The sequence below is a fragment of the Streptomyces kanamyceticus genome (assembly GCF_008704495.1).
Taxonomy (GTDB): Bacteria; Actinomycetota; Actinomycetes; order Streptomycetales; family Streptomycetaceae; genus Streptomyces; species Streptomyces kanamyceticus.
Genome location: NZ_CP023699.1, coordinates 9,332,050 through 9,351,935, shown reverse-complemented (window position 1 = coordinate 9,351,935; position 19,886 = coordinate 9,332,050). Strand labels below are relative to the sequence as shown.

At 72.3% G+C, this 19,886-nt stretch carries 21 protein-coding genes; 7 read left to right on the top strand and 14 right to left on the bottom strand.

The genetic code is table 11. From position 1 onward, the window contains the following. Positions 1 to 12: 12 nt before the first annotated feature. Together CP970_RS40450 and CP970_RS40445 are read right to left on the bottom strand one after the other, a co-directional pair. Entirely contained in the window at positions 13 to 948 is a 936-nt protein-coding gene (locus tag CP970_RS40450) for a M56 family metallopeptidase (RefSeq protein WP_055544454.1), read from the bottom strand. A 23-nt stretch (positions 949 to 971) separates the two neighbouring features. Further along, complete coding sequence (locus CP970_RS40445; protein ID WP_055544455.1) at positions 972 to 1,376, bottom strand: BlaI/MecI/CopY family transcriptional regulator; 405 nt, start codon at positions 1,374 to 1,376, stop codon at positions 972 to 974. Between the two features lie 185 nt (positions 1,377 to 1,561). Between CP970_RS40445 and CP970_RS40440 the strand changes: the two genes are divergently transcribed. Both CP970_RS40440 and CP970_RS40435 read left to right on the top strand, forming a co-directional pair. Beyond that, entirely contained in the window at positions 1,562 to 2,137 is a 576-nt protein-coding gene (locus CP970_RS40440) for a TerD family protein (protein ID WP_055544456.1), read from the top strand. A 31-nt stretch (positions 2,138 to 2,168) separates the two neighbouring features. Further along, positions 2,169 to 2,576, top strand: a complete 408-nt coding sequence (locus tag CP970_RS40435; RefSeq protein WP_055544457.1) for a CoA-binding protein — start codon at positions 2,169 to 2,171, stop codon at positions 2,574 to 2,576. 71 nt (positions 2,577 to 2,647) lie between these two features. Here CP970_RS40435 and CP970_RS40430 read toward each other — a convergent pair whose 3' ends face one another. The 3 genes from CP970_RS40430 to CP970_RS40420 form a co-directional block, all read right to left on the bottom strand. Further along, positions 2,648 to 3,709 carry a PucR family transcriptional regulator gene (locus CP970_RS40430; protein WP_055544458.1) on the bottom strand — a complete coding sequence of 354 codons (1,062 nt, stop codon included), beginning with the start codon at positions 3,707 to 3,709 and terminating at the stop codon, positions 2,648 to 2,650. A 116-nt stretch (positions 3,710 to 3,825) separates the two neighbouring features. Then, the gene (locus tag CP970_RS40425) at positions 3,826 to 4,689 is read right to left on the bottom strand and encodes a carbon-nitrogen hydrolase family protein (RefSeq protein WP_055544459.1); all 864 of its coding nucleotides are present in this window, start codon (positions 4,687 to 4,689) and stop codon (positions 3,826 to 3,828) included. A gap of 6 nt (positions 4,690 to 4,695) precedes the next feature. Next, positions 4,696 to 6,186: an APC family permease gene (locus tag CP970_RS40420; protein ID WP_055544460.1), complete on the bottom strand. Its 1,491-nt coding sequence runs from the start codon at positions 6,184 to 6,186 to the stop codon at positions 4,696 to 4,698. Between the two features lie 139 nt (positions 6,187 to 6,325). Between CP970_RS40420 and CP970_RS40415 the strand changes: the two genes are divergently transcribed. Together CP970_RS40415 and CP970_RS40410 are read left to right on the top strand one after the other, a co-directional pair. After that, a complete protein-coding gene (locus CP970_RS40415) occupies positions 6,326 to 6,925 on the top strand; it encodes a TetR/AcrR family transcriptional regulator (RefSeq protein ID WP_055544461.1) in 600 nt (199 codons plus the stop codon). A 79-nt stretch (positions 6,926 to 7,004) separates the two neighbouring features. Continuing rightward, positions 7,005 to 7,445, top strand: coding sequence for a nitroreductase family deazaflavin-dependent oxidoreductase (locus tag CP970_RS40410; protein WP_055544462.1), 441 nt, complete (start codon positions 7,005 to 7,007; stop codon positions 7,443 to 7,445). Between the two features lie 40 nt (positions 7,446 to 7,485). Here CP970_RS40410 and CP970_RS40405 read toward each other — a convergent pair whose 3' ends face one another. The 5 genes from CP970_RS40405 to CP970_RS40385 all read right to left on the bottom strand — a co-directional run bounded on the left by CP970_RS40405 (position 7,486) and on the right by CP970_RS40385 (position 11,582). Continuing rightward, the gene (locus CP970_RS40405) at positions 7,486 to 8,067 is read right to left on the bottom strand and encodes a CGNR zinc finger domain-containing protein (protein WP_055544463.1); all 582 of its coding nucleotides are present in this window, start codon (positions 8,065 to 8,067) and stop codon (positions 7,486 to 7,488) included. A 42-nt stretch (positions 8,068 to 8,109) separates the two neighbouring features. Continuing rightward, positions 8,110 to 9,225 carry an oxidoreductase gene (locus tag CP970_RS40400; protein ID WP_055544464.1) on the bottom strand — a complete coding sequence of 372 codons (1,116 nt, stop codon included), beginning with the start codon at positions 9,223 to 9,225 and terminating at the stop codon, positions 8,110 to 8,112. Positions 9,226 to 9,345: 120 nt separating this feature from the next. Then, positions 9,346 to 10,413, bottom strand: a complete 1,068-nt coding sequence (locus CP970_RS40395) for an LLM class flavin-dependent oxidoreductase (protein ID WP_055544465.1) — start codon at positions 10,411 to 10,413, stop codon at positions 9,346 to 9,348. Beyond that, positions 10,413 to 10,958, bottom strand: a complete 546-nt coding sequence (locus CP970_RS40390; RefSeq protein ID WP_055544466.1) for an SRPBCC family protein — start codon at positions 10,956 to 10,958, stop codon at positions 10,413 to 10,415. The genes CP970_RS40395 and CP970_RS40390 overlap by 1 nt, the downstream gene beginning before the upstream one ends. A 126-nt stretch (positions 10,959 to 11,084) precedes the next feature. After that, positions 11,085 to 11,582, bottom strand: a complete 498-nt coding sequence (locus tag CP970_RS40385) for a winged helix-turn-helix transcriptional regulator (RefSeq protein WP_055544467.1) — start codon at positions 11,580 to 11,582, stop codon at positions 11,085 to 11,087. A gap of 182 nt (positions 11,583 to 11,764) precedes the next feature. Between CP970_RS40385 and CP970_RS40380 the strand changes: the two genes are divergently transcribed. The 3 genes from CP970_RS40380 to CP970_RS40370 all read left to right on the top strand — a co-directional run bounded on the left by CP970_RS40380 (position 11,765) and on the right by CP970_RS40370 (position 15,429). Continuing rightward, the gene (locus CP970_RS40380; protein WP_055544468.1) at positions 11,765 to 12,634 is read left to right on the top strand and encodes an AAA family ATPase; all 870 of its coding nucleotides are present in this window, start codon (positions 11,765 to 11,767) and stop codon (positions 12,632 to 12,634) included. Then, on the top strand, positions 12,631 to 14,037 hold the full coding sequence (locus CP970_RS40375; protein ID WP_055544469.1) for a VWA domain-containing protein: 1,407 nt from the start codon (positions 12,631 to 12,633) through the stop codon (positions 14,035 to 14,037). Before CP970_RS40380 ends, CP970_RS40375 begins: the two co-directional genes overlap by 4 nt. Positions 14,038 to 14,535: 498 nt before the next feature. Further along, complete coding sequence (locus tag CP970_RS40370) at positions 14,536 to 15,429, top strand: glycoside hydrolase family 16 protein (RefSeq protein WP_157877660.1); 894 nt, start codon at positions 14,536 to 14,538, stop codon at positions 15,427 to 15,429. Here CP970_RS40370 and CP970_RS40365 read toward each other — a convergent pair. The 4 genes from CP970_RS40365 to CP970_RS40350 form a co-directional block, all read right to left on the bottom strand. Then, positions 15,328 to 16,626: a carboxylesterase family protein gene (locus tag CP970_RS40365; RefSeq protein WP_079043224.1), complete on the bottom strand. Its 1,299-nt coding sequence runs from the start codon at positions 16,624 to 16,626 to the stop codon at positions 15,328 to 15,330. The genes CP970_RS40370 and CP970_RS40365 overlap by 102 nt on opposite strands. A gap of 49 nt (positions 16,627 to 16,675) precedes the next feature. Further along, positions 16,676 to 17,857 carry a serine hydrolase domain-containing protein gene (locus CP970_RS40360; protein ID WP_055544471.1) on the bottom strand — a complete coding sequence of 394 codons (1,182 nt, stop codon included), beginning with the start codon at positions 17,855 to 17,857 and terminating at the stop codon, positions 16,676 to 16,678. A gap of 124 nt (positions 17,858 to 17,981) precedes the next feature. Continuing rightward, positions 17,982 to 18,944 carry a sensor histidine kinase gene (locus CP970_RS40355; protein WP_055544472.1) on the bottom strand — a complete coding sequence of 321 codons (963 nt, stop codon included), beginning with the start codon at positions 18,942 to 18,944 and terminating at the stop codon, positions 17,982 to 17,984. Next, positions 18,941 to 19,843: an MEDS domain-containing protein gene (locus tag CP970_RS40350; protein WP_055544473.1), complete on the bottom strand. Its 903-nt coding sequence runs from the start codon at positions 19,841 to 19,843 to the stop codon at positions 18,941 to 18,943. The genes CP970_RS40355 and CP970_RS40350 overlap by 4 nt, the downstream gene beginning before the upstream one ends. Positions 19,844 to 19,886: the final 43 nt, after the last annotated feature.

Sequence of the window (19,886 nt, the reverse complement as noted above, 5' to 3'; positions counted from 1 at the left end):
CGCCACACGGCGTCAGAGCGGCGTCGCCGCGCGGAGGATGAGCACCATCGTCACCGCGGAGTTCGCCGAGGACATCGCGGAGACGGCGGTGCCGAACGCGGCGCCCCACATGGCGAGGCCCACGCCGGTGAACACCGAAGGCGGCCGGTTGCGGGCGGCGGGCGCGGGGCCCAGCAGGGCGGCCACGCGGCGCGGCACCGGTCCCGCCGCGGCGAGACCGGCCAGCGAAGGCGCCGGGGTCCCCCGCGAGACCAGCGCGGCCTTGCCGATCGCACGGGCGACGACACGGCGGTCGGCCACCGCGCGGGCCGCCGTCTCGTCCGCCCACCGCTCGGCGGTGTAGGCGACGGAGGTGCGCAGCGGCCGCAGGAACGGATTGGCGCGGGCCGCCAACTGCGTGACCAGCAGGTGCCGGTGATGCCGCCCGGCCAGATGTGCCCGCTCGTGCGCGAACAGCGCCCGCCGCTCCGGGGCCGCGAGTTTGCCGAGCATGCCGGTGGTGACCACGACCCGGCCGCCTTCGCGCGAGGGCAGGGCGTACGCGTACGACGCCTCGTCGGCGAGCACCGCGACGGACGAGCCCGGCAGCCCCTCGACGGCGCGGCGCGCGCCGCGGCGCACCCTGCCGTGCCGCCACAGCGTGTGGACACAGGCCGCGCACACCAGGAGCAGCGCGGGGATCGCGGCCCGGCCCGCGTACTCGTCGAAGGGCACCGCCGCCCGGACCTCGGGGTCGGACCAGGCGTCGGGCAGGGGGTTGCCGGGCAATTGCGCGGTGCCGACGACCATGAGGAGCGCCAGGCAGAGCGTGCTGCACAGGGCCATCACTCCGGCGACCGCGGTGAGCAGCCGGGTCGCGGCGCGCGGATGCAGGTGCTGTTCGGCGAGGCGGGCGATCGGCCACGCGGTCAGCGGCAGGACGAGGGGCAGGAAGACGAAGACGCCCATCAGCGGAGGACTCCCATCAGGCGTCAGTCGTCGGGCTCTGCGTCCGCCCGCCCGAGCAGCCCGCGCAGGAGCTCCTCGTCGCCGGGCGACAGGGTCGTCACGAAGCTGGCGAGCACGGCCCCGCGGTCGCTCTCGCCGTCGAGCACCTTGCGCATGCGGAACGCGGCGAGCCCGGCCTCGTCGGACGCGGACGTCCAGGCGAAGGAACGGCCCGCGCGCTCACGGGTCACCACGTCCTTGGCGAGCAGGCGCGTCAGGATCGTCATCACGGTCGTATAGGCGAGGTCGCCGCCGATTCGTTCCTGCACCCAGGCGGCGCTCACCGGCTCGCGCGCGGACTGCAGCGCGGCGAGCACCTGTGCCTCCAGCTCGCCCTGCGCGCGCCGCCGCAGCCGCGGCTGCGGTTCTTCGCGTTCGTGGTCCGTCATGCCCTGCGCCCCTCCGGCCTCTCGTGTCCCGCGGCCGCTCCGCGGGGGATCCCGCGACGCTCCGCGAGCGCCACATCGTAACGGGCGACCGCCGCCCCACCCTCTTCTACAGTCCTGTAGATTTCACTGTCCCGGCCGCGACCAAGGGCCGGGACGCACCAGACCCCGGAACGCAGGAGGACATCGTGGGAGTTTCCCTGGCCAAGGGCGGCAACGTCTCGCTCAGCAAGGAGGCCCCTGGCCTGACCGCCGTTCTTGTCGGCATCGGCTGGGACGTGCGCACCACGACCGGCACGGACTACGACCTCGACGCGAGCGCGCTGCTGTGCAACGAGTCCGGCAAGGTCGTCTCCGACCAGCACTTCGTCTTCTACAACAACCTCACCAGCCCCGACGGATCCGTCGAACACACCGGTGACAACCTCACCGGTGAGGGCGAGGGCGACGACGAGGCCGTCAAGGTCAACCTCGCGCAGGTGCCCGCCGACATCGCGAAGATCGTCTTCCCGGTCTCGATCCATGACGCGGAGAACCGCGGCCAGAGCTTCGGCCAGGTCCGCAACGCCTTCATCCGCGTGGTGAACCAGTCCGGCGGCGCCGAGATCGCCCGCTACGACCTGTCCGAGGACGCGTCGACGGAGACCGCCATGGTCTTCGGCGAGCTCTACCGGCACGGGGCCGAGTGGAAATTCCGCGCGGTCGGCCAGGGTTATGCCAGCGGGCTGCGCGGCATCGCGTCGGACTTCGGCGTCAACGTCTGAGCCACGCCCGCGAACATCGAGGAGGCAGGTCATGTACGGCGACCAGGAAACGGTGCGCGAGATCCTGACGGAGCTGGGTGACACCTGGGCCGTCGTCGGCCTGTCCAACAACCAGGACCGGGCGGCGTACGGAGTCGCCGCCGTCCTGCGGCGCTTCGGCAAGCGCGTCGTGCCGGTCCACCCCAAGGCCGAGACGGTCCACGGCGAGCAGGGCTATCCGTCCCTGTCCGCCGTGCCGTTCAAGGTCGACGTGGTCGATGTGTTCGTGAACAGCGAGCTCGCGGGCGACGTCGCCGACCAGGCCGTATCGGCCGGGGCGGACGCGGTCTGGTTCCAGCTCGGCGTGGTCGACGAGGCGGCGTACGACCGTACCCGCGCGGCGGGTCTCGCCATGGTGATGAACCGCTGCCCGGCGATCGAGATTCCGCAACTGCCGTAGGGCGCGGGCCCGGGTCCGCAGCGACCCGGGCCCGATCCCTCGCGACGGCTCCCCGGACCGGGGACCCGCCCTCAGAACTCCTTGTCGGGCCAGTCGAGCAGCCGCGCGCCGATCACCGCGGTCTGCAGCGTGTAGCGGTGCACCGGGTCGGCGGGATCGGCGCCGGTGAGCTGGTGGATGCGTTCCAGGCGGTAGGTCAGGGCGCGCACGCTCAGCGTCAGCCTGCGGGCGGCCTCCGCCGCGACACAGCCCGCGTCGAAGAACACCGTCAGTGTCTCCAGGAGCGGCCGCGCGCCGCCGCGGGCCTGGCGCAGCGGGCCGAGCGTGTTGAGCACCAGGTCGGCCATGGCCTGCCGGTCACGCGTGAGGACCGGGTAGACCAGCAGGTCGGCGGCGCGCAGCACGGGCTCGTCGAGCTCCAGGCGCGCCGCGAGGTCGAGGGCGTTGAGCGCTTCTTCGTACGACTGGACGACGCCGCCGGGACCGGGCTGCGGGCGCCCGATGGCGACGCGGCCGCCGTCGGTGGCGGCGTACGCCTGCTTGGCGAAGTAGGCGAGCACCTCATCCTGGTCGCCGGGGGCGATGCACACCAGGCGGCCGTCCTTGGTGGTGACCAGGATGCTGCGGTCACCGAACCTGCCGATCAGGGCGCGCTCGACCTCGCGCGGCACGGCATGCCCCTCCTCGTAGCCGTCGGGCCCCTGGGCGACGGCGACGGCGTGTTCGTAGGAGAGACGAAGCCCGAAGCGCTCCGCGCGCTCCGCGAGCAGGCCGAGGTCGCTGCGTCCGTAGAGCAGGTCGTCGATGAACTCCCGCCGCGCCGCCTCCTCCTGCCGTACGGCTAGCCGCTGGGCCCGCTCGTATCCTTCGGCGAAGGCGTCCACGGCCTGCTCGGCGGCGGCCAGCACGCTGTCGGTGGAGACCGCGTGCGCGGCGGGCCAGTGGGCGCGGGTCGCCGCCAGGTGCGCGCCCACCAGGGCGCGCAGTCCATGACCCGCGTCGGCGGCCCGCTCCCCCAGCACGCGCCGCGATTCCAGCTCGTCGCGGGTCAGCCTGCGCCCGGTCGCGGAGGCGCCGGCGAGGATGCGGGCGTAGCCGTCGAGATACTCCTCGGGTATGCCCTGCCCCGTCATGTTCTGCCCCTGATGTCCTGATGAACCATTGATGCATTTCTAACGCATCGCGGGTCGGCGGGAGCGGGGCGGGTCCCGGTTCCGCGTCGACGGGCGCCGAGCCGCCCGGCGCGGCTTCAGGCCTGCCAGGGAGCCGGCCGGAACGTCCCGCCGTACATGGGCAGCTTGACGCGCTCTCCGTAGCGGGCGAGTTGATCCCACGGCCGGTTGAGCCCGGCGGAGCCGTAGGCGCGCACGCGCGTGACCGTGTCCAGGTCGAGTACGTCGACGAGGACTTCCTCGCCGCCGCCCGCCTGCTGGCGCACGATGCCCTCGGGATCGACGATCACGCTGGCGCCGACGCCCGCGGGGTCGGCCGCGTTGACGTTGACGACGTACACCTGGTTGGTCCAGGCGTTGGCGCGCGCGCAGACGAGTTCCATCTCGCGGTCGCGGGTGGTGGTGAGGGTGGGCTGGATGATCACCTCGGCGCCCAGCCAGGCCAGTTGGCGTGCCGTCTCGGGGAAGGAGCCGTCGTAGCAGATGGCGAGGCCCGCGCGGCCGATGCCCGGCAGGTCGAAGACGACGAACTCGTCGCCCGGCGCGGTCCGTTCGTAGGGCTGCCAGGGGAACACCTTGCGGTACCGGGCCGCGATCTCGCCGTCCGGGGAGATCGCGAGCGCGGTGTTGTGGACACGCCCGTCGGCCGCCTTCTCGTACACGCTGCCGGGGACCAGCCACAGGCCGGTCTCCCGGGCGAGCGCGCGGAGGCGGTCGGTGAGCGGTCCCGGCACGGCGCAGGCCGCCTCGGTCAGCCAGGAGCCGCCGTCCGCCAGGAGCGGGGCCTCGGCGCTGAGCATCAGCTCGGGCACGACGACGAGCTGGACGTGCGGGAAGGTCTGCCGCACGGCGCGGACCCGGCTCGCGAAGCGTTCGAAACTGGCGGGCAGGTCGTGCGGGACGGGGGTGGTCTGGACTGCGGCGATGGCCAAGGTGCGCATGGTGGTTCAGTTCTCCGTGACGGTGAGGCGGGTGACGGCCGTGCGGCCGTGCCGGAAGAAGCCGATGTGACGACCGCGGAGCGCGGTCATGGCGACGGCGCCCACGAGGACCGAGCCGACGCCGAGCAGGAAGACTCCCCCGACGCCGCCGAGGGACGTACTGCCGTACGCCGGGTCGAACATGTCGTAGGCGCTGCGGGCGAAGGCCGCGAGCATCATGAGGCCGCCGAGGACCGGCATGACGCCGCGGACCAGCAGGTCCCGTGCGGAGCCGCGCAGGCGGTGGCGGAAGTGCCAGGCGCAGGCGATTCCGGTCACTCCGTAGTAGAGGGCGATGAGCAGGCCGACGCAGCGGATCGCGTCGCCGAGGAAGTCGGTGGAGACGACGGTCAGCAGGACGAGGACGGCGGCCGCCGCACCGCCGAAGAACAACGTGCCGAAGGCGGGGGTGCGGTGGCGCGGATGGATCCGGGCGAAGGCGCCGGGCAGCGCGCCGTGGGCCGACATCGACAAGGTGGTGCGCGGGGCCGCGGCGGCGCAGGTCAGCAGGGCGCCGACGGCGGAGACTCCGATGGCCAGCTGGACGACCTTGGCGAGCGCGTCACCGAGCACGGCGGGCCCGAGACCGGTGAGGACGTCGCCCGCGACCTTCGCGTTGCCGAGACCGAGGCCCGAACTGCCGGTGCCCGCGAAGGAGATCGCGGCGAACGCCGTGAAGAGGTACGTCACCAGCAGCACGACGGTGGAGATCAGGGCGGCCCTGCCGGGGGTCCTTCCGCTGTCGGCGGTCTCCTCGTTGAAGGTGATGAGCGCGTCCCAGCCCCAGTAGATGTACAGGCACAGCAGGACCGCCTCGGCGAGGGAGCCGAAGCCGTCGAAGCCCAGCGGGTTGAAGAACGCCGGGGAGGGCGTCGCGGCACCGTCCCTGACGAGGGCCGCGACGCCGAACGCGAGCAGCGCGAGGAGTTGGAGGCCGAGCATCGCGTACTGCACCCGGGCCGCGAGCCGCACCCCTCGGTAGGCGACCAGGGCGGTGAGGGCGATCAGCAGGACGGCGGTGGCGGCGACCGCGAGGCTGCTGTCGGCCGCCGCGTCGAGGCCCGCGAAGCCGAGGAGCGCGCCCGCGCCGACCCGCGCCAGCGCCGTCATGGCGAACACGGTGGCGACCAGCGGCGTCCAGCCGCCCGCGAGCCAGCCCGCGGCCGGACCGAAGACCCGGGTGTTCCAGACGAAGGTGGTGCCGCAGTCCGGCATCTCCCGGTTGAGCGCGCGGAACGCGAACGCGGTGAGCAGGATCGGCACGAAGCCGAGCAGCAGGGCCGCGGGCGCCAGGTCCCCGACGACCAGGGTCACCAGGCCGAGGGTGACGGCGAAGCTGTAGGCGGGCGCGACCGAGGCGAGCCCGAGGGCGACGGTGGCGAGCAGCCCGACCGAGTCGCTCCTGAGGCCCTTGTCCTGCGGGGTGTCCGGGGGCGCCCCGGTGGCGTCAGTGGTCATGAGGGCCTCCTCGGGAGAGTGCGGCACTTTCACTAAACGAAGATTTAAGAAAACAGCACTCGCCGCGTCAACCCCGGCGCAGGTATCTTTTAGCCTTGGTTCAAAGAATCCGGCGACAGGGAAGAGAAGAGGGGACGCGGTGGCGCGGCGCAAGGACCAGGAGGCCAGGCGGGCCCAGTTGGGCGAGGCGGCGGAGCGGGCACTGCTCAGTCGCGGCCTGGAGGGGTTGCGCCTGCGGGACGTGGCGCAGGAGGCGGGCGTCACCCCGGCGGCGGTCCTCTACTACTACGAAGACCTCGACGCCCTGATGTACGAGACGTTCCAGCAGGGCATCGAGCGGTTCTGCCGCAGCCGGGAGGAGGCGGCGGCGCGGCACGACGACGCCAGGGAGCAGTTGCTCGACTGCATCCGCCACGGTGTGGCGACAGGGCCGCAGGACCGGCTGCCCCGGCTGATGTTCGAGTACTGGCCGCGCACGCTGCGCGACCCCAAGGCGGCATCGCTCGACAGCGTCCTCGCGGAACGCCAGATCTCCGTCTACCAGGGCATCCTCGTCCTGGGCGAGGCCCAGGGGCACTTCACCCTCGAGGATCCGACACGCCTGGTGGCCGCCAACTTCGTGGCGCTGGAGGACGGTTACCAGATGGACGTCCTCGCGGGGCGCAGGAGCCGTCAGGAGGTGATCACGGCGCTGCACTCCTACGCGCGCGTGGCCACCGGATACCGGCCCGACGCCTGACAGACCCCCGACCGGGTGACATGGAGGAGCGTCGGTTGACACCAGGAACAATCACGGAGCACCCCGCGTTGGACGGGTCATGCCTCTGACTGGAGAGTACGAGCCCGGGACTTGGGACTGGGCGAGCAAGCAGGCCGAGCTGTACGAGAGCTCCGGCGGCACCGAGGGCACGACCATGAAGGACAAGCCCATCATTTTGCTGACCTCGGTCGGCGCCAAGAGCGGCAAGCTCCGCAAGAACCCCCTGATGCGCGTGGAGCACGACGGGGAGTACGCGGTGGTGGCCTCGAAGGGCGGCGACCCGGCGAACCCGTCCTGGTACCACAACCTCGTCGCCCAGCCCCATGTCGAGCTGCAGGACGGCCCGGTGCGCAAGGACTACCGCGCACGCGTCGCCACCGGCGAGGAGCGGCAGGCCTGGTGGGAGCGCGCGGTGGCGGCCTGGCCGGACTACGCGGAGTACCAGAAGAAGACCACCCGGGAGATCCCGGTGTTCGTCCTGACGCCCTTCGACGCCTGATCACACCCCCGGCCGTCGGCGGCGCGGGCGGGCGGGCGCGTCAGTCCGCCCGCTCGCGCCGCCGGGCCCGGTAGGCCCGCAGATTCGCCGCGTTGCCGCAGGTCTTGACGTCGTGCCAGACACCGCTGTTGTTCCGTGAGCGGTCGTAGAAGGCGACGCGGCAGAGCGGGTTGCGGCACGTCTTGAGGCGGCGCCTGGTGTCCACCTGCTGTGCCTCGTGGACCGCGGCGAGAACCAGCGAGACCAAGAGGTGCGCGCCCGTGCCGCGCGGCTCCAGGTGGACGACGCCGTCCGCGCCGAGCCGCAGCCCCGCGTCGGCGCCGGTCCGCGTCTCGGCGACGGTCTCCGCGGCAGCCCCTGCGAGGCCGTCACGGAGGTCCCGGAGTTCGCGCAGTCCGTCGGCGTCGGCGTCGGCGAGGACCACCGTCGGCGTGGGCCGCCCTGTCGCCGACGCCCATGCGGCGACGGCGCCGTCCGTCCACGTCTGCGCGCGCGTGAGGTCGGCCAGGAGGTCCGGCCGCTCGGGCAGGCCCGCGGAGACGGTGTTGAGCAGGTCCTGGACGAGTCCCAGGCCGCCGGGAGCGGGCTCCAGGCGGTAGCGCTCGGTCGCGGACCAGGTCATGACAGCTCACTCTCCGGGGCGTCTACGGGACGGCCCACTCTTTCAGACCAGGGCGTCGAGCAGCGACGCGTCGTACGGCACCGCCTCGTCGAGGCGCCCGGTGAGCGCCTTGGCGGGCCACTCGGGGTCGGCGACGATCGCGCGGGCGACGGCGACGAGGTCGAACTCGTCCCGCTCCATGCGGTCGAGGAGCGGTTCGATGTCGCTGACGCCGGACCGCTGGGTGCGCCCCGGCGCGCCGTTGAACTGCTGGGTCAGGCCGACGGAGCCCACGGTGATCGAGGGCCTGCCGGTGAGCTTCTTCACCCAGCCCGCGAGATTGAGGTCACTGCCCTCGAACTCGGGCAGCCAGTAGCGGCGCGTGGAGGCGTGGAAGGCGTCGACGCCCGCCGCGGCGAGCGGGGCGAGCAGCTGCTCCAACTCCTCGGGCCGTTCGGCGAGCCGCGCGTCGTAGTGGTCGGTCTTCCACTGGGAGAGCCGGAAGAGGACGGGGAATCCGGGCGAGACCGCGGCCCGCACCGCCGCGGCGATCTCGGCGGCGAAACGGGCGCGCGAGGCGAAGTCACCCCCGTAGGCGTCGGACCGGGTGTTGGTGCCGTGCCACAGGAAGGTGTCGATCAAATAGCCGTGCGCGCCGTGCAGTTCGACGCCGTCGAAGCCGATGCGCTCGGCTGTCGCCGCGGCCTCGGCGAAGGAACGGACGACGTCGTCGATGTCGTCGAGCGTCATGGCGCCGCCGTGCGGACGGCCGTCGAGGTCGACGCCGGAAGGACCCTCGGCGGGGGCGCCGGGTGACGCCTCGGCGCGGGCGACGCCGGTGTGCCACAGCTGGGGCATGATCCGGCCACCGGCGGCGTGCACGCGCTCGGCCACCCGCGCCCAGCCCGCAAGGGCCTCATCGCCGTGGAAGTGCGGCACGCGGGTGTAGGCGGCGGCCGCCTCCCGTCCGATGTAGGTGCCCTCCGTGATGACGAGACCGGCGGCGCCCGCCGCGCGCCGGGCGTAGTAGGCGGCGACGTCCTCGCCGGGCACGCCGCCCGGTGAGAAGCGCCGGGTCACCGCGGCCATCGCGATCCGGTTCCGGAGCGTCAGGTCGCCGAGGGTGAGGGGCCTGCCGAGCAGCCGGGCGGCGCGGGCGTCGGTCGAGGGGGTCGCCATGACGGGTTCCTCTGCGTCGTGAGTACGAGATCAACAAAAGAAGCGTAGACCTTTTACCTATGTCATGGAAATAAGTGTCTGCGTTTTACTTCTGTCGATTGCCGGCCTCTCGCCTCTCCCTTACGCTCCGGCCTCCGCTCCCGCCCCCACTTCCCGTACGAGCTCAATCGCCCGCCCCAGCGTGGCCAGCCGCGCCTCCAGCGTCTCGCCCGCCGGATAGAGGCGGACCGTGTCGACGCCCGCCGCACGCCAGACCCGCAGCCGTGCGCGCACCATCTCCTCGGTGCCGATCAGCGTGGTCGCGAGGACCATCTCGTCGGTGACGAGTCCGGCGGCGCCTTCGCGGTCGCCGGACCGCCAGCGCTCGCGGACCTCCCCGGCCACCTCGGACCAGCCCTGCCTGCTGTAGGCGCTGTTGTAGAAGTTCGTGGTGGCGGAGCCCATCCCGCCGAGACTGAAGGCCAGTTCCTTCTTGCGGCTGGCGACCATCGCCCGCAACACGCCCTCGTCGTCGGCGAAGGCGACCTCCGCGCCCTGACAGATGTCGAGATCGGCACGGACCCGGCCCGCCGCGGCGAGTCCCGCGTCCAGATGGTCGAAGTACGCCTCCTTCGCGCCCTCCGGTACGAAACTGGTGCCCAGCCAGCCGTCCGCGACCTCACCGGTCAGGCGGAGCATCTTCGGTGACAGCGTGGCGAGATGGACGGGGATGTCATGCTCCGCGCGCATCGACAGGCGCATGGGGCGCGCGTCGCCGCCGGGCAGCGGGATCACGAACTCCCGCCCCTCGTACGAGATCTTCTCGCCCGCGACCGCCCGTCGGACGATCTCCACGGTCTCCCGCATGCGGGTGAGCGGGCGCGCGAAGGGCACCCCGTGCAGCCCCTCGATCACCTGCGGCCCGGACGGACCGAGGCCCAGCAGGAAGCGCCCCTCGGAGATCTGCGACAGCGTGATCGCCGCGCGAGCGATGGCGACGGGACTCCTGGTCGCGAGCTGGATGATCCCCGAGCCGAGGAGCAGGCGCTCGGTGCGGGCCGCCAAGTAGCCCAGCGGGGAGGGGGCTTCGGAGCCCCACGCCTCGGCCACCCAGCAGATGTCCATGCCGAGCTTCTCCGCCTCGGTGACGAAGTCGACGGTCTCCCGCCAGTTCGCGCCGGATGCCTCGATGGTCGTGGACGTACGCATCAGGCGCCCTCTCCCCGCCGGATCGGCAGCGTCGCCGTGCCCTCGGCGAGACCTTTGATCGCGTCGACCGTGGCGGTCATGCTCCGCTCGAACTCCCGCAGCCGCACGAACACGATCTTCTGTTCCTTCTCCGGCATCCGCTCGATCGCGTAGGAGAGCCCGGAGCGGCCGGGTCCGAGCCGCATCCACTGCGTCAGCTCGGTGCCGCCGCCCTCGCCCGCCGTGAGGGTGAACCGCCAGGTGGCGCTGGGCTGTTCGGGGTCCGACACCGCCCAGGCGAACACCCGTGGCGCCGCGCATTCGACGACGTACGACGTGGTCTCCCACTCCCCGAGCGACGGGTGGCTGCTCCGGCCGGTGAACCGGGCTCCGCGCACCGGCCCGGACGCGCCGTCCAGCCAGGCGACCGACCGCAACTCCGCGCTCAGCGCGGGCATCAGGCCGATGTCGGAGACCAGTTCCCACACCCGTTCCGGCGAGGCGGCGATCCGCCCGCGCACTTCGACCGTCGGCCCTTCCGCGTACCGCACACCCGTCCACTCCATCGTCGACCGCCCTCCGAATCGTCGCTGACCTTGAGAGTTGCGTAGATGGACTCACTCGTCAAGGGTCAGCCACCGCAGCCGTACGAGGGGTGGAGACGGCAGGACCGCGCGGGATGAGGTGCGAAATCAGGCGCCGAACCGCGCCTGTACGTCCGGGCGTTCGGCGAGGCGGGGCGGATAGCCGGGGCCCAGGCGCGGTCGCGTGTTCGCGGCTGTCATCGGCTCCTTGCAGTGCGCGCACACGACTTCGGCGGGGCTCTCGTGGCCGCAGCTGTCGTGGTGGAAGACGACGGGTGCGCCCTCGTCGCCGCTCAGCCAGCGATCGCCCCAGCTGTTCATCGCCGCCAGGACACCGAAGAAGTCCCGGCCCTTCTCCGTGAGCACGTAGTCGTAGCGCACCGGGTCCCGCTGGTAGGGGCGCTTCTCCAGGAGTCCCTCGTCGACCAGGCGGCGCAGCCGGTCGGTCAGGGTGTTCCTGGCGATCCCCAGCTCCTGCTGGAACACGTCGAACCGCTTGATGCCGTAGAACGCCTCCCGCAGGACCAGGGGCGTCCACCAGTCGCCGAGCAGGTCCATCGTGCGGGCGATGGAGCACGGCCAGTTCGCGAAGGAAGTACGCCTCATGGCGCAAGCATACGAAGGTCTCACCATGAGACCCAGCAGTCCGGGCACCGGGTCCGGGGCTATGGCCCCGGCACGTGACGTTCGACGCAAACGGCGTCCGGGTGTTGTGGGGCGCGCCGGGAACTGATCGGGTACGAGGGCCAAAGAGCCCGAGGAACCAGAGGAACCAGGAGAACTCACCCATGACGACCGGGTACTTCACGTCCGTCGACGATGTCGCGGCCCGACTCGCCGAGACCGGGTACCTGGCCTCGCCCGCCGTCGCCACCACCGTGTTCCTCGCCGACCGGCTCGGCAAGCCGCTGCTGGTGGAGGGCCCCGCGGGCGTCGGCAAGACCGAGCTGGCCAAGGCCGTCGCGGAGGTGGCGGACGCGCGCCTGGTGCGGCTCCAGTGCTACGAGGGCGTCGACGAGTCGCGCGCGCTCTACGAGTGGAACCACGCCAAACAGCTCCTGCGCATCACCGCGGGCCGCGACGAGTCCTGGGACGAGACGCGCACGGACATCTTCAGCGAGGAGTTCCTGCTCTCGCGCCCGCTCCTGACCGCGATCCGCGGCGCGCAGCCGAAGGTGCTCCTGATCGACGAGACCGACAAGGCAGACGTCGAGGTCGAGGGCCTGCTGCTCGAAGTGCTCAGCGACTTCCAGGTCACCGTTCCCGAGCTCGGCACCATCAGCGCGGAGCGCCGCCCGTTCGTCGTGCTGACCTCCAACGCGAGCCGCGAACTCTCCGAGGCACTGCGCCGCCGCTGCCTCTTCCTGCACATCGGCTTCCCCGACGAGGAGTTGGAGCGCCGGATCGTCCGGCTCAAGGTGCCGGGACTCGACGAGGCGCTCGCCGCGTCCGTGGTGCGCGTCGTCGGCGCGCTGCGCGCGATGGATCTGCGCAAGGCGCCCTCGGTCGCCGAGACCATCGACTGGGCGCGGACGCTGCTCGCGCTCGGCGCCGACACCCTCGACGAGACCGTCGTACGCGACAGCCTCGGTGTCGTGCTCAAGCACCAGGACGACGTACTCAAGGCGAGCGCCAAGCTGGACCTGGACGCCGTGTGACGGCGCGCCCCGATCACGTCACGGACCGGGTCACGGACCGGGTCACCGGACTGGTCCGCGCCCTGCGCTCGCACGGCATCCGCATCGGCACCGGCGAAACCGTCGACGCCGCGGCCGCCCTCGCCGCACTCGGCCTCGACGACCGGGAGCGGGTACGCGAGGGCCTCGCCGCCGCGCTGCTGCACCAGGAGAGCCAGCGGGCGGTCTTCGACCCCGTCTTCGAGCTGTACTTCCCGCTCGGTGTCGGCGGGCCCGACGGCTCCGACACGCACCGGAAGGCGGCCGGGCGCGGCGCCGACAGGGACGGCCTGCGCGACCGCCTGGCCGACGCGCTCGCCGCCGACGACCAGGCACTCATCGGGCAGCTCGCCGTCGAGGCGGTGGACGGCTTCGGCGGATACGGCTCGTCGCCGGGGTCGGACGGCTGGTCCTCGCACCAGACGCTGGACCGGCTGGCACCCGAGACGCTCCTCGCACGCGTCCTGGCCGCCATCCGCGCGGGATCCGCGGCGCAGGGCGGCGAGTTCACGGAACGGCTGGAGGCCGACGAGATCCGGCGCCGCATCGAAGGGTTCCGCGAGCGGGTCCGCACCGAGGCGCGCCGCAGGGTCGCCGAGCGGCGCGGCGCCGAGGAGATCGCGCGGCGTGCCGTGGCGCCCTCCGCCGAGCGGGTCGACTTCCTCCTCGCGGGCCGGGCACACCTGGACGAACTCCGCCGCGCGGTGCACCCGTTGGCCCGCAAGCTGGCCACCCGGCTCGCCGCGCGGCGCCGACGTGCCGCGCACGGCAGCATCGACCTGCGCCGCACGCTGCGCGGCTCGCTCTCGACCGGCGGCGTGCCGATGCGGCCCGTGCTGCGGCGGCGCAGGCCCGCGCGACCGGAGCTGGTGCTGCTCTGCGACGTGTCGGGCTCTGTCGCGGGCTTCGCCAACTTCACGATGCTCCTCGTCCAGGCTCTGCACGACCAGTTCAGCAAGGTGCGCGTGTTCGCTTTCGTCAACCGTGTCGACGAGGTGACCGGGCTGCTCGCGCACGGCGTCGCGGACCCCGCGGGCCTGGGCGGCCGCATCCTCGGCGAGGCCACGGTCACGGGCTGGCACGGCAGCAGCGACTACGGCACCGCGCTCGGAGAATTCGCCGAGCGCTACCTGGACGCGGTCGGCCCGCGCTCCACGGTATTCATCCTCGGCGACGCCCGCACGAACATGAGCGACCCGAACCTCCCCGCCCTGCGACAGATCTCCGAACGTGCCCGCCAGGTGTACTGGCTCAACCCCGAGCAGCGCGGACAGTGGTCGACGGGCGACTCGGCGGCGGACGCGTACGCGGAGCTGGTGGAGATGCGTGAGTGTCGCAATGCGGTGCAGCTCGGTGGGTTGATCGCGCGGTTGCTGCCGGTGTGAGGTGGCGGCCTCCGGGGGCCTTGCGGGGTGGGTTCGCACGAATCCGTCCACTCACACCGGTGCACCGATCCAGGCTGGTCCAGGCCGGTTCAGGCCGGTTCAGGCCGACCCAGGCCGCAGCGGCTTGCTTCGGGGCCCGCCTCGGCGGGTCGACACGGGTCCGCGCAGGTCACGGCGGCCCCCTCAGGAGCCCGTCTCGGGCAGGTCAACGCAGGACTCCGCACTCCGCAGGCCGCGGTGGCTCCCTCCGGAGTCCGCACGGGGTGAGTCGGCGCGGGTCCGTGCAAGTCCGTCCAGGGCCCCTCAGGCGATCCCACGCCCCGCCCCTTCCGCCCGAGCCCCTCGCCTCACCCTCAACACCAGTTTCAGCAGCACCTCTTGACGTGCCGTCGGGTCGCCCCCACGATGACCCGGCGAGAAAGCGTTTTCTTCCGCGCCCTCGCCGCGCCCTCGCCGCGCTCCGCTCCGGTGGAAGCGGCTCGCCCGAGAGGTGACGTCATGCGAGACCGAGCCCCCGCCCGGCCCCGGCGCCGCGTCGCCGTGGCACTACTCTGTGCCTGCGCCCTGTCGTCCGCGGCCATCCCCGCCGGGGCCGCCTCCGGCTCCGCCGACCCGTCCCTCGTCGACCCCGCAACCCCGTCGGGGGTACAGCCTGTCGGCACCGACGGCCGACGGGCCGATACCCAAGCCCTCGTCTTCAGCGACGAGTTCGACGGCGCCACCGTCAGCACCGCGCGCTGGACCGCCCGCGATCAGGAGCGTTCCGGCGCGGCGGCGGGCGACCGGTGGTGGTACAAGCCCGCCAACGTCCGTACCGACAACAAGGGCGCCCTCGCCATCGACGTGCAGAAGCTCGCCGCGAACCAGTTCTCCGGCGGGCGCATCGACAGCCAGGGCAAGTTCGACTACACGTACGGCACCCTGGAGGCCCGCGTCCACACCCCGGTGAAGACCAACGGGCATCTCGCGGCCGTCTGGCTGCAGGCCGACGCGGGGCTCACCCCGGGCGGCGCGGTCGACGGCACGGCGCGGGACGGCGCCGAGATCGACGTCACGGAGACCAACTACCAGGCCGACAAGTACTCGGCGACCCTGCACTGGGACGGCTACGGAGCGGACCACCAGTCATCGGGGGCTGTCGCCAACGCACCCGGGCTGCACGGCACTTGGTATCACACATTCGGCCTCCAGTGGACGCCCACCCAGCTGCGGTTCCTCTATGACGGCGCCGTCGTGCGCACCGTCACCGACCCCGAACTCATCAGCCAGGTCAAGGAGTTCCCGATCCTGTCACACGAGGTCCTGGACAACTGGGCCGACGGCTCGGTACACGACGAGGTCTTCGACTGGAACTCCACGATGTACGTCGACTACGTCCGCGTCTGGCAGTAGCCGACCGGGCTCACCCGTGCGGGCGAAGGCGAGCCAGGCCGCGCGCACGGCCTTGCCCAGGGCGTCCGTCTCCTCCCAGGACGCGTCGCCGAGCATGGGTGATCCGCGCCAGGCCTCCCGGGTGCCGAAGAGCAGCGGCAGTTCGAGGCAGTGGGTGGCGCCGAAGGGGGATCCGGCGGGGCGCCAGTCGAGGCGGTAGGTGTGGGCCGTGGCCCCGGCCCTGACCAGGCGCGCTCCCAAGTGGGCGAGTGGCTCGTCGTAGGCACGGCGGGTCAGCTCGGCCGTGTCGTCACCCTCGCCGGGGAAGGCCGTCATGTCGTCGGCGTTCCAGCCGTACAGGACGTCGAGGCCGCGCACGTTCTCCTCGAAGGCCGTGTCGGGCCCGCACAGCGGATCGCTGCCCGTGACCGGGATGAACGCGGGTTCCATCGGCCTTCCGGAGCGCCGGAGGTTGACCAGGGCGGTCTCGCGCTGCGCGGCGAGCAGCGCGGGAATCCCTGCCTCGCGCGGATCCGCGCCGAGGGCCTCGGCGAAGGTCCTGCCGATGGCGAGGGAGTCCTCCCGGGGGCGCGCGGTGAACGCGAGCGGGGCGCTCTGCAGGACGGCCCTGCGGAACAGGCCGCGGGCCTCCGGCAGGTCCATCAGAAGCCGGACGGAGATGCCGCCCGCGGACTGGCCCACGACGGTGACGTTGCCGGGGTCCCCGCCGTAGGCGCCGATGTGCGCGCTCACCCAGCGCAGCGCCTCCACCTGGTCGTACAGGCCGAGGTTCCCCTCGCTGACGCCGTCGAGGCAGAGGTATCCGAGCGCCCCGAGCCGGTAGTTCACGGAGACGACGACCACATCGCCCTCGGCGGCGAGGGCCCCGCCGTCGTACCAGTCGAGGAGCCCCGCCCCGCTGCTGAACCCACCGCCGTGGATCCACACGAGCACCGGCCTGGCCCCCGCGTCCCGCGCCGGTGTGATGACCGACAGGTTCAGACAGTCCTCCCCCTGCGGGTGGACGTCGCGCGGCGGGCCCATCACCGCGTCGAGCCTGGAGGGCAGTTGAGGGCTGATCTCGCCGCTCGACGGGCGGCTTTCGCCCGCCGCCGCCACCGGCCGTGGCCTGGCGAAGCGCTCGGCCGTGGCGTAGCGGATCGGTCCGGTGCGGATCAGTTCCGTGCGGATCGGTTCGGTACGGATCGGTTCGGTCATGCCGGTGCACCCTCCGTGGCGATACGGCCGAGCCGGGCGACGCCTCCGCTCACCGGGCGCCGGGGCCTCCGGCGCACAGCGCTCGGTCGATCAGGGCGCTCGCCGTGCTCTCCTGCTCCAGTCTGTGCTCCATAGTGTCGCCGCGTGCCTCGGACATGGAGACCACCGCGCTGCGCCCGCCGTCTTCGGTGACGCCGTTGAGCGTGACGTAGCCGCCGTCCCCTCCCTCATGGCTCCAGTAGGTTCCTCCACAGCTCAGGGGGCGTTCGGCGAGGCCGAGCCCGTATCGGCCGCCGGGCCATGCCTCTTGGAATTCCTTGTTCACGGGGACGGTCTGCTTCATCTTCGCCAGCTGACGCGGCGGGAGCAGGCGGCCCCCGAGCAGCGCGCGGAAGAAGTCGTTCTCGTCCTGGGTGGTCGTGGCCCACGACAGGATCTCCTGGTCCATCGGTATCTGCCGGGTGACGTCCACCCGGGAACCGGGACCGAAGAACTCGTAGGCCTTGGCGTGCGGCTTGGGCAGGGTGGGTGAGAGGCCGGTCCACCGGGTGTGCGTAAGGCCGAGCGGCCGGAGCACGCGGTTCTGGATCTCCTCGTGGGCGGGATTGCCCGTGGCCTTCTGGATGATCATCTGGAGCAGGACGTAACCGGTGTTGGAGTACGCCCAGCCCTTGCCGGGCCGGAAGTCCGGCGCGTGTCTCATGGCGCGGCGGACCAGTTCCTCGGGGCGGTGGACGTCGTCGCGCTGCTCGTAGTACTCCTTCGGCGTCGTGTATCCGGGCAGGTCGTCGTGGATGCCGCTGGTGTGCTGGAGCAGTTGGCGGACGGTGATCCGGCGGCCGTCGTTGCCCTTGCCCCGCACCATTCCCGGCAGCCAGTGCTCGACGGTGTCGTCCAGGGAGAGAACTCCCTCGGTCTCCAGCTGGAGAGCCACGGTGGCGACGAGGGTCTTGGCCGTGCTGGCCATGCGGAAGTAGCCGTCGGAGCGGACCGGACGGCCGGTCTTCAGATCGGCGGTGCCGCTGGTGGCGACGGTCTGCCTGCCGTCGGGGGCGACAGCGCGTGCCTGTACACCGCTGATGCCGAGGGCGTGGATCGCCTCGACGTCCTGGCGTAACCGCTTCGCGGGCGAGGTTTCCGCGGGACGGGCGGCGGCGGTGGTGGCTCCAGCCGTGACGAGCGTGGCGATGCCGAGAGCCAGGGCGAGGCGCTTGCGCGCGGTCCGAGTCATGGCCGCACGCTAGTTTCACCCCTGACCGGGCACGATCCGGCCAGCCCCACGACGATCCGGGGGATATCCCCCGCCCAGAAACCAGAACCCGGCACCAGGCACCCAGCACCCAGCACCCAGCAGCTCAACGGCGGAAGTACAGCCGCACGGCCGACCCCCGCGCACTGATCCGCTCGGTCACCAGATCGCTCAACTGCCGTACGACCCACAGGCCGTGCCCCGAAGCGGCATAGGGGTCGGGCGGCACATGGCCGAGGAAGCCCGCGTCCTCGACGGGCACGGCCCGCGCTCCGCCGCCGTGGTCGGCGACCTCGCAGACCACCCAGTCGGCGTCCTGCCACAGCCGAAGCACTCCGCTCCCGCCGCCGAACCGCACGGCGTTGACCGCCACTTCGTGGACGGCGGCCGCCATGTCCCTCGCGCGACCCTGAGCGAGGCCGCCGCGGCGCGCGAACTCGGCGGCCGCGAGGCGCACGGCCACCGACTCACCCCTCTGGAAGCCGACTTCGCGGACGGAGCCCGCCGGGGCCTCGGGCTCCGGGCCGAGCCTGTCGCACTCGGCGACGAACTCCGCGGGGTCCACGTAACGGCCGCTGGGCCGCTGCTCGCCGGAGCCGACCGCCAGCTCCGGATGAGTGCGCCGGATCCCGGCCACCACGTCGGCGGGCAGCGCGCGCGTGTCGTACGGGCACAGGATCCGGTGTCCGGAGTCCGCGAACGCCACGTTCACCAGCGACTCGTAGCGGATCCACTCACTCGTCTCGAAGGGGGTGCGCCCCGTCCACACCGGTTCGCCGATGACGCGGACGCGCCGGGCGCCGCCGCGGCCGTGCTCGGTGCAGTAGTCGTGGTAGCGGCCGAGGGTGCGTGACGGGAAGCCGTACCAGTCGACGGCGTCTACGTAGTCGACCTCTTTCTCCGCGCCGCCGAGCGCGTCCCGCAGCAGTCCTACGTTGTGCCGGTCGACGACGGCGAGGACCGCGTCGTCGGCCGCCAGGCCCTCGCGGACGAAGTCCACCGTCCCGGCGAGGAACGCGTCGTCCGAGTCGTAGCACAGCGCCTGGTGGACGAAGCCGGTGCACGTCATGAATCCTCGCTCTCCCCGTCGCCGCCCATGTCGAGGCCTGGGATGCGGTCCCAGCCCGTGACCCGCATGACCCGGCGCACGTGCGGCGCGACGCCTTCCAGGACGAGGCCGCCGCCCATCGCGTACAGGCCGAGGCCCGTGAAGACGAGCAGACGCAGCGCGCACACGTCGATGAAGGTCAGATCGCGCAGGTCGAGCCAGGTGCGGTGGGGTGCGTCCCGGCGGTCGGCGGCCCGCCCGGCCTCGCCGCGCAGGGCGCGGGCCACCGCCGTGACGTTGCTGTCGTCCACCTCGCCGCGCAGCGCGAGTCCCGGCGGCGTGAACGTCCTGGTGATGCGCAGGAGTTCGTCCTGCCAGATGTGGTCGGCGACGGCCCTGCCCTGGTGGACGGCGCCGAGCGAGGCCAGTTCGTGCCGGTCGTAGGCGCGCTGGTCGTACTGGCAGAGGCCGAGCACCGGCAGCGACTGGAAGACGGGATCGAGCAGCCGCTCGGCGTCGCACAGGCCCTTGGGGGCGGCGCCCTCGTCCTGGTCGCGCGGCACTTCGAGGGCGACCCGAAGTCCCAGGTAGCCGTCGGCCACCGCCTGTTCCGCCTCGCGGCGCACCAACTCGTCGAGGTCCCACAGGCCACCGGGCGCACCGAGCCGTGCGTTCACCTTCAGCCTGCACGCGGCCAGTTCCTCGGAGACGTCGCAGCCTTCGCGCCGCAGGAAGCCGAGGAGTTCGCCGGGCGGCGCGTCGGACGCGGTGAGGAGCAGGCCGCGATGTCCGTTGGCGAGACCGTCGAGGAGGAAGGCGGCGAGCACCGTCTCGCGTTCCTCGTCCGTGCCGTAGCCGAGGAGCAGATGATCCCCGGGCCGCATCTCCCCCACGACCAGCAAGGCGGGAGCGGTGTCCATCCTCACGCACCTCTCTGCGTACGCCACGTGCCACGCCGCTGCC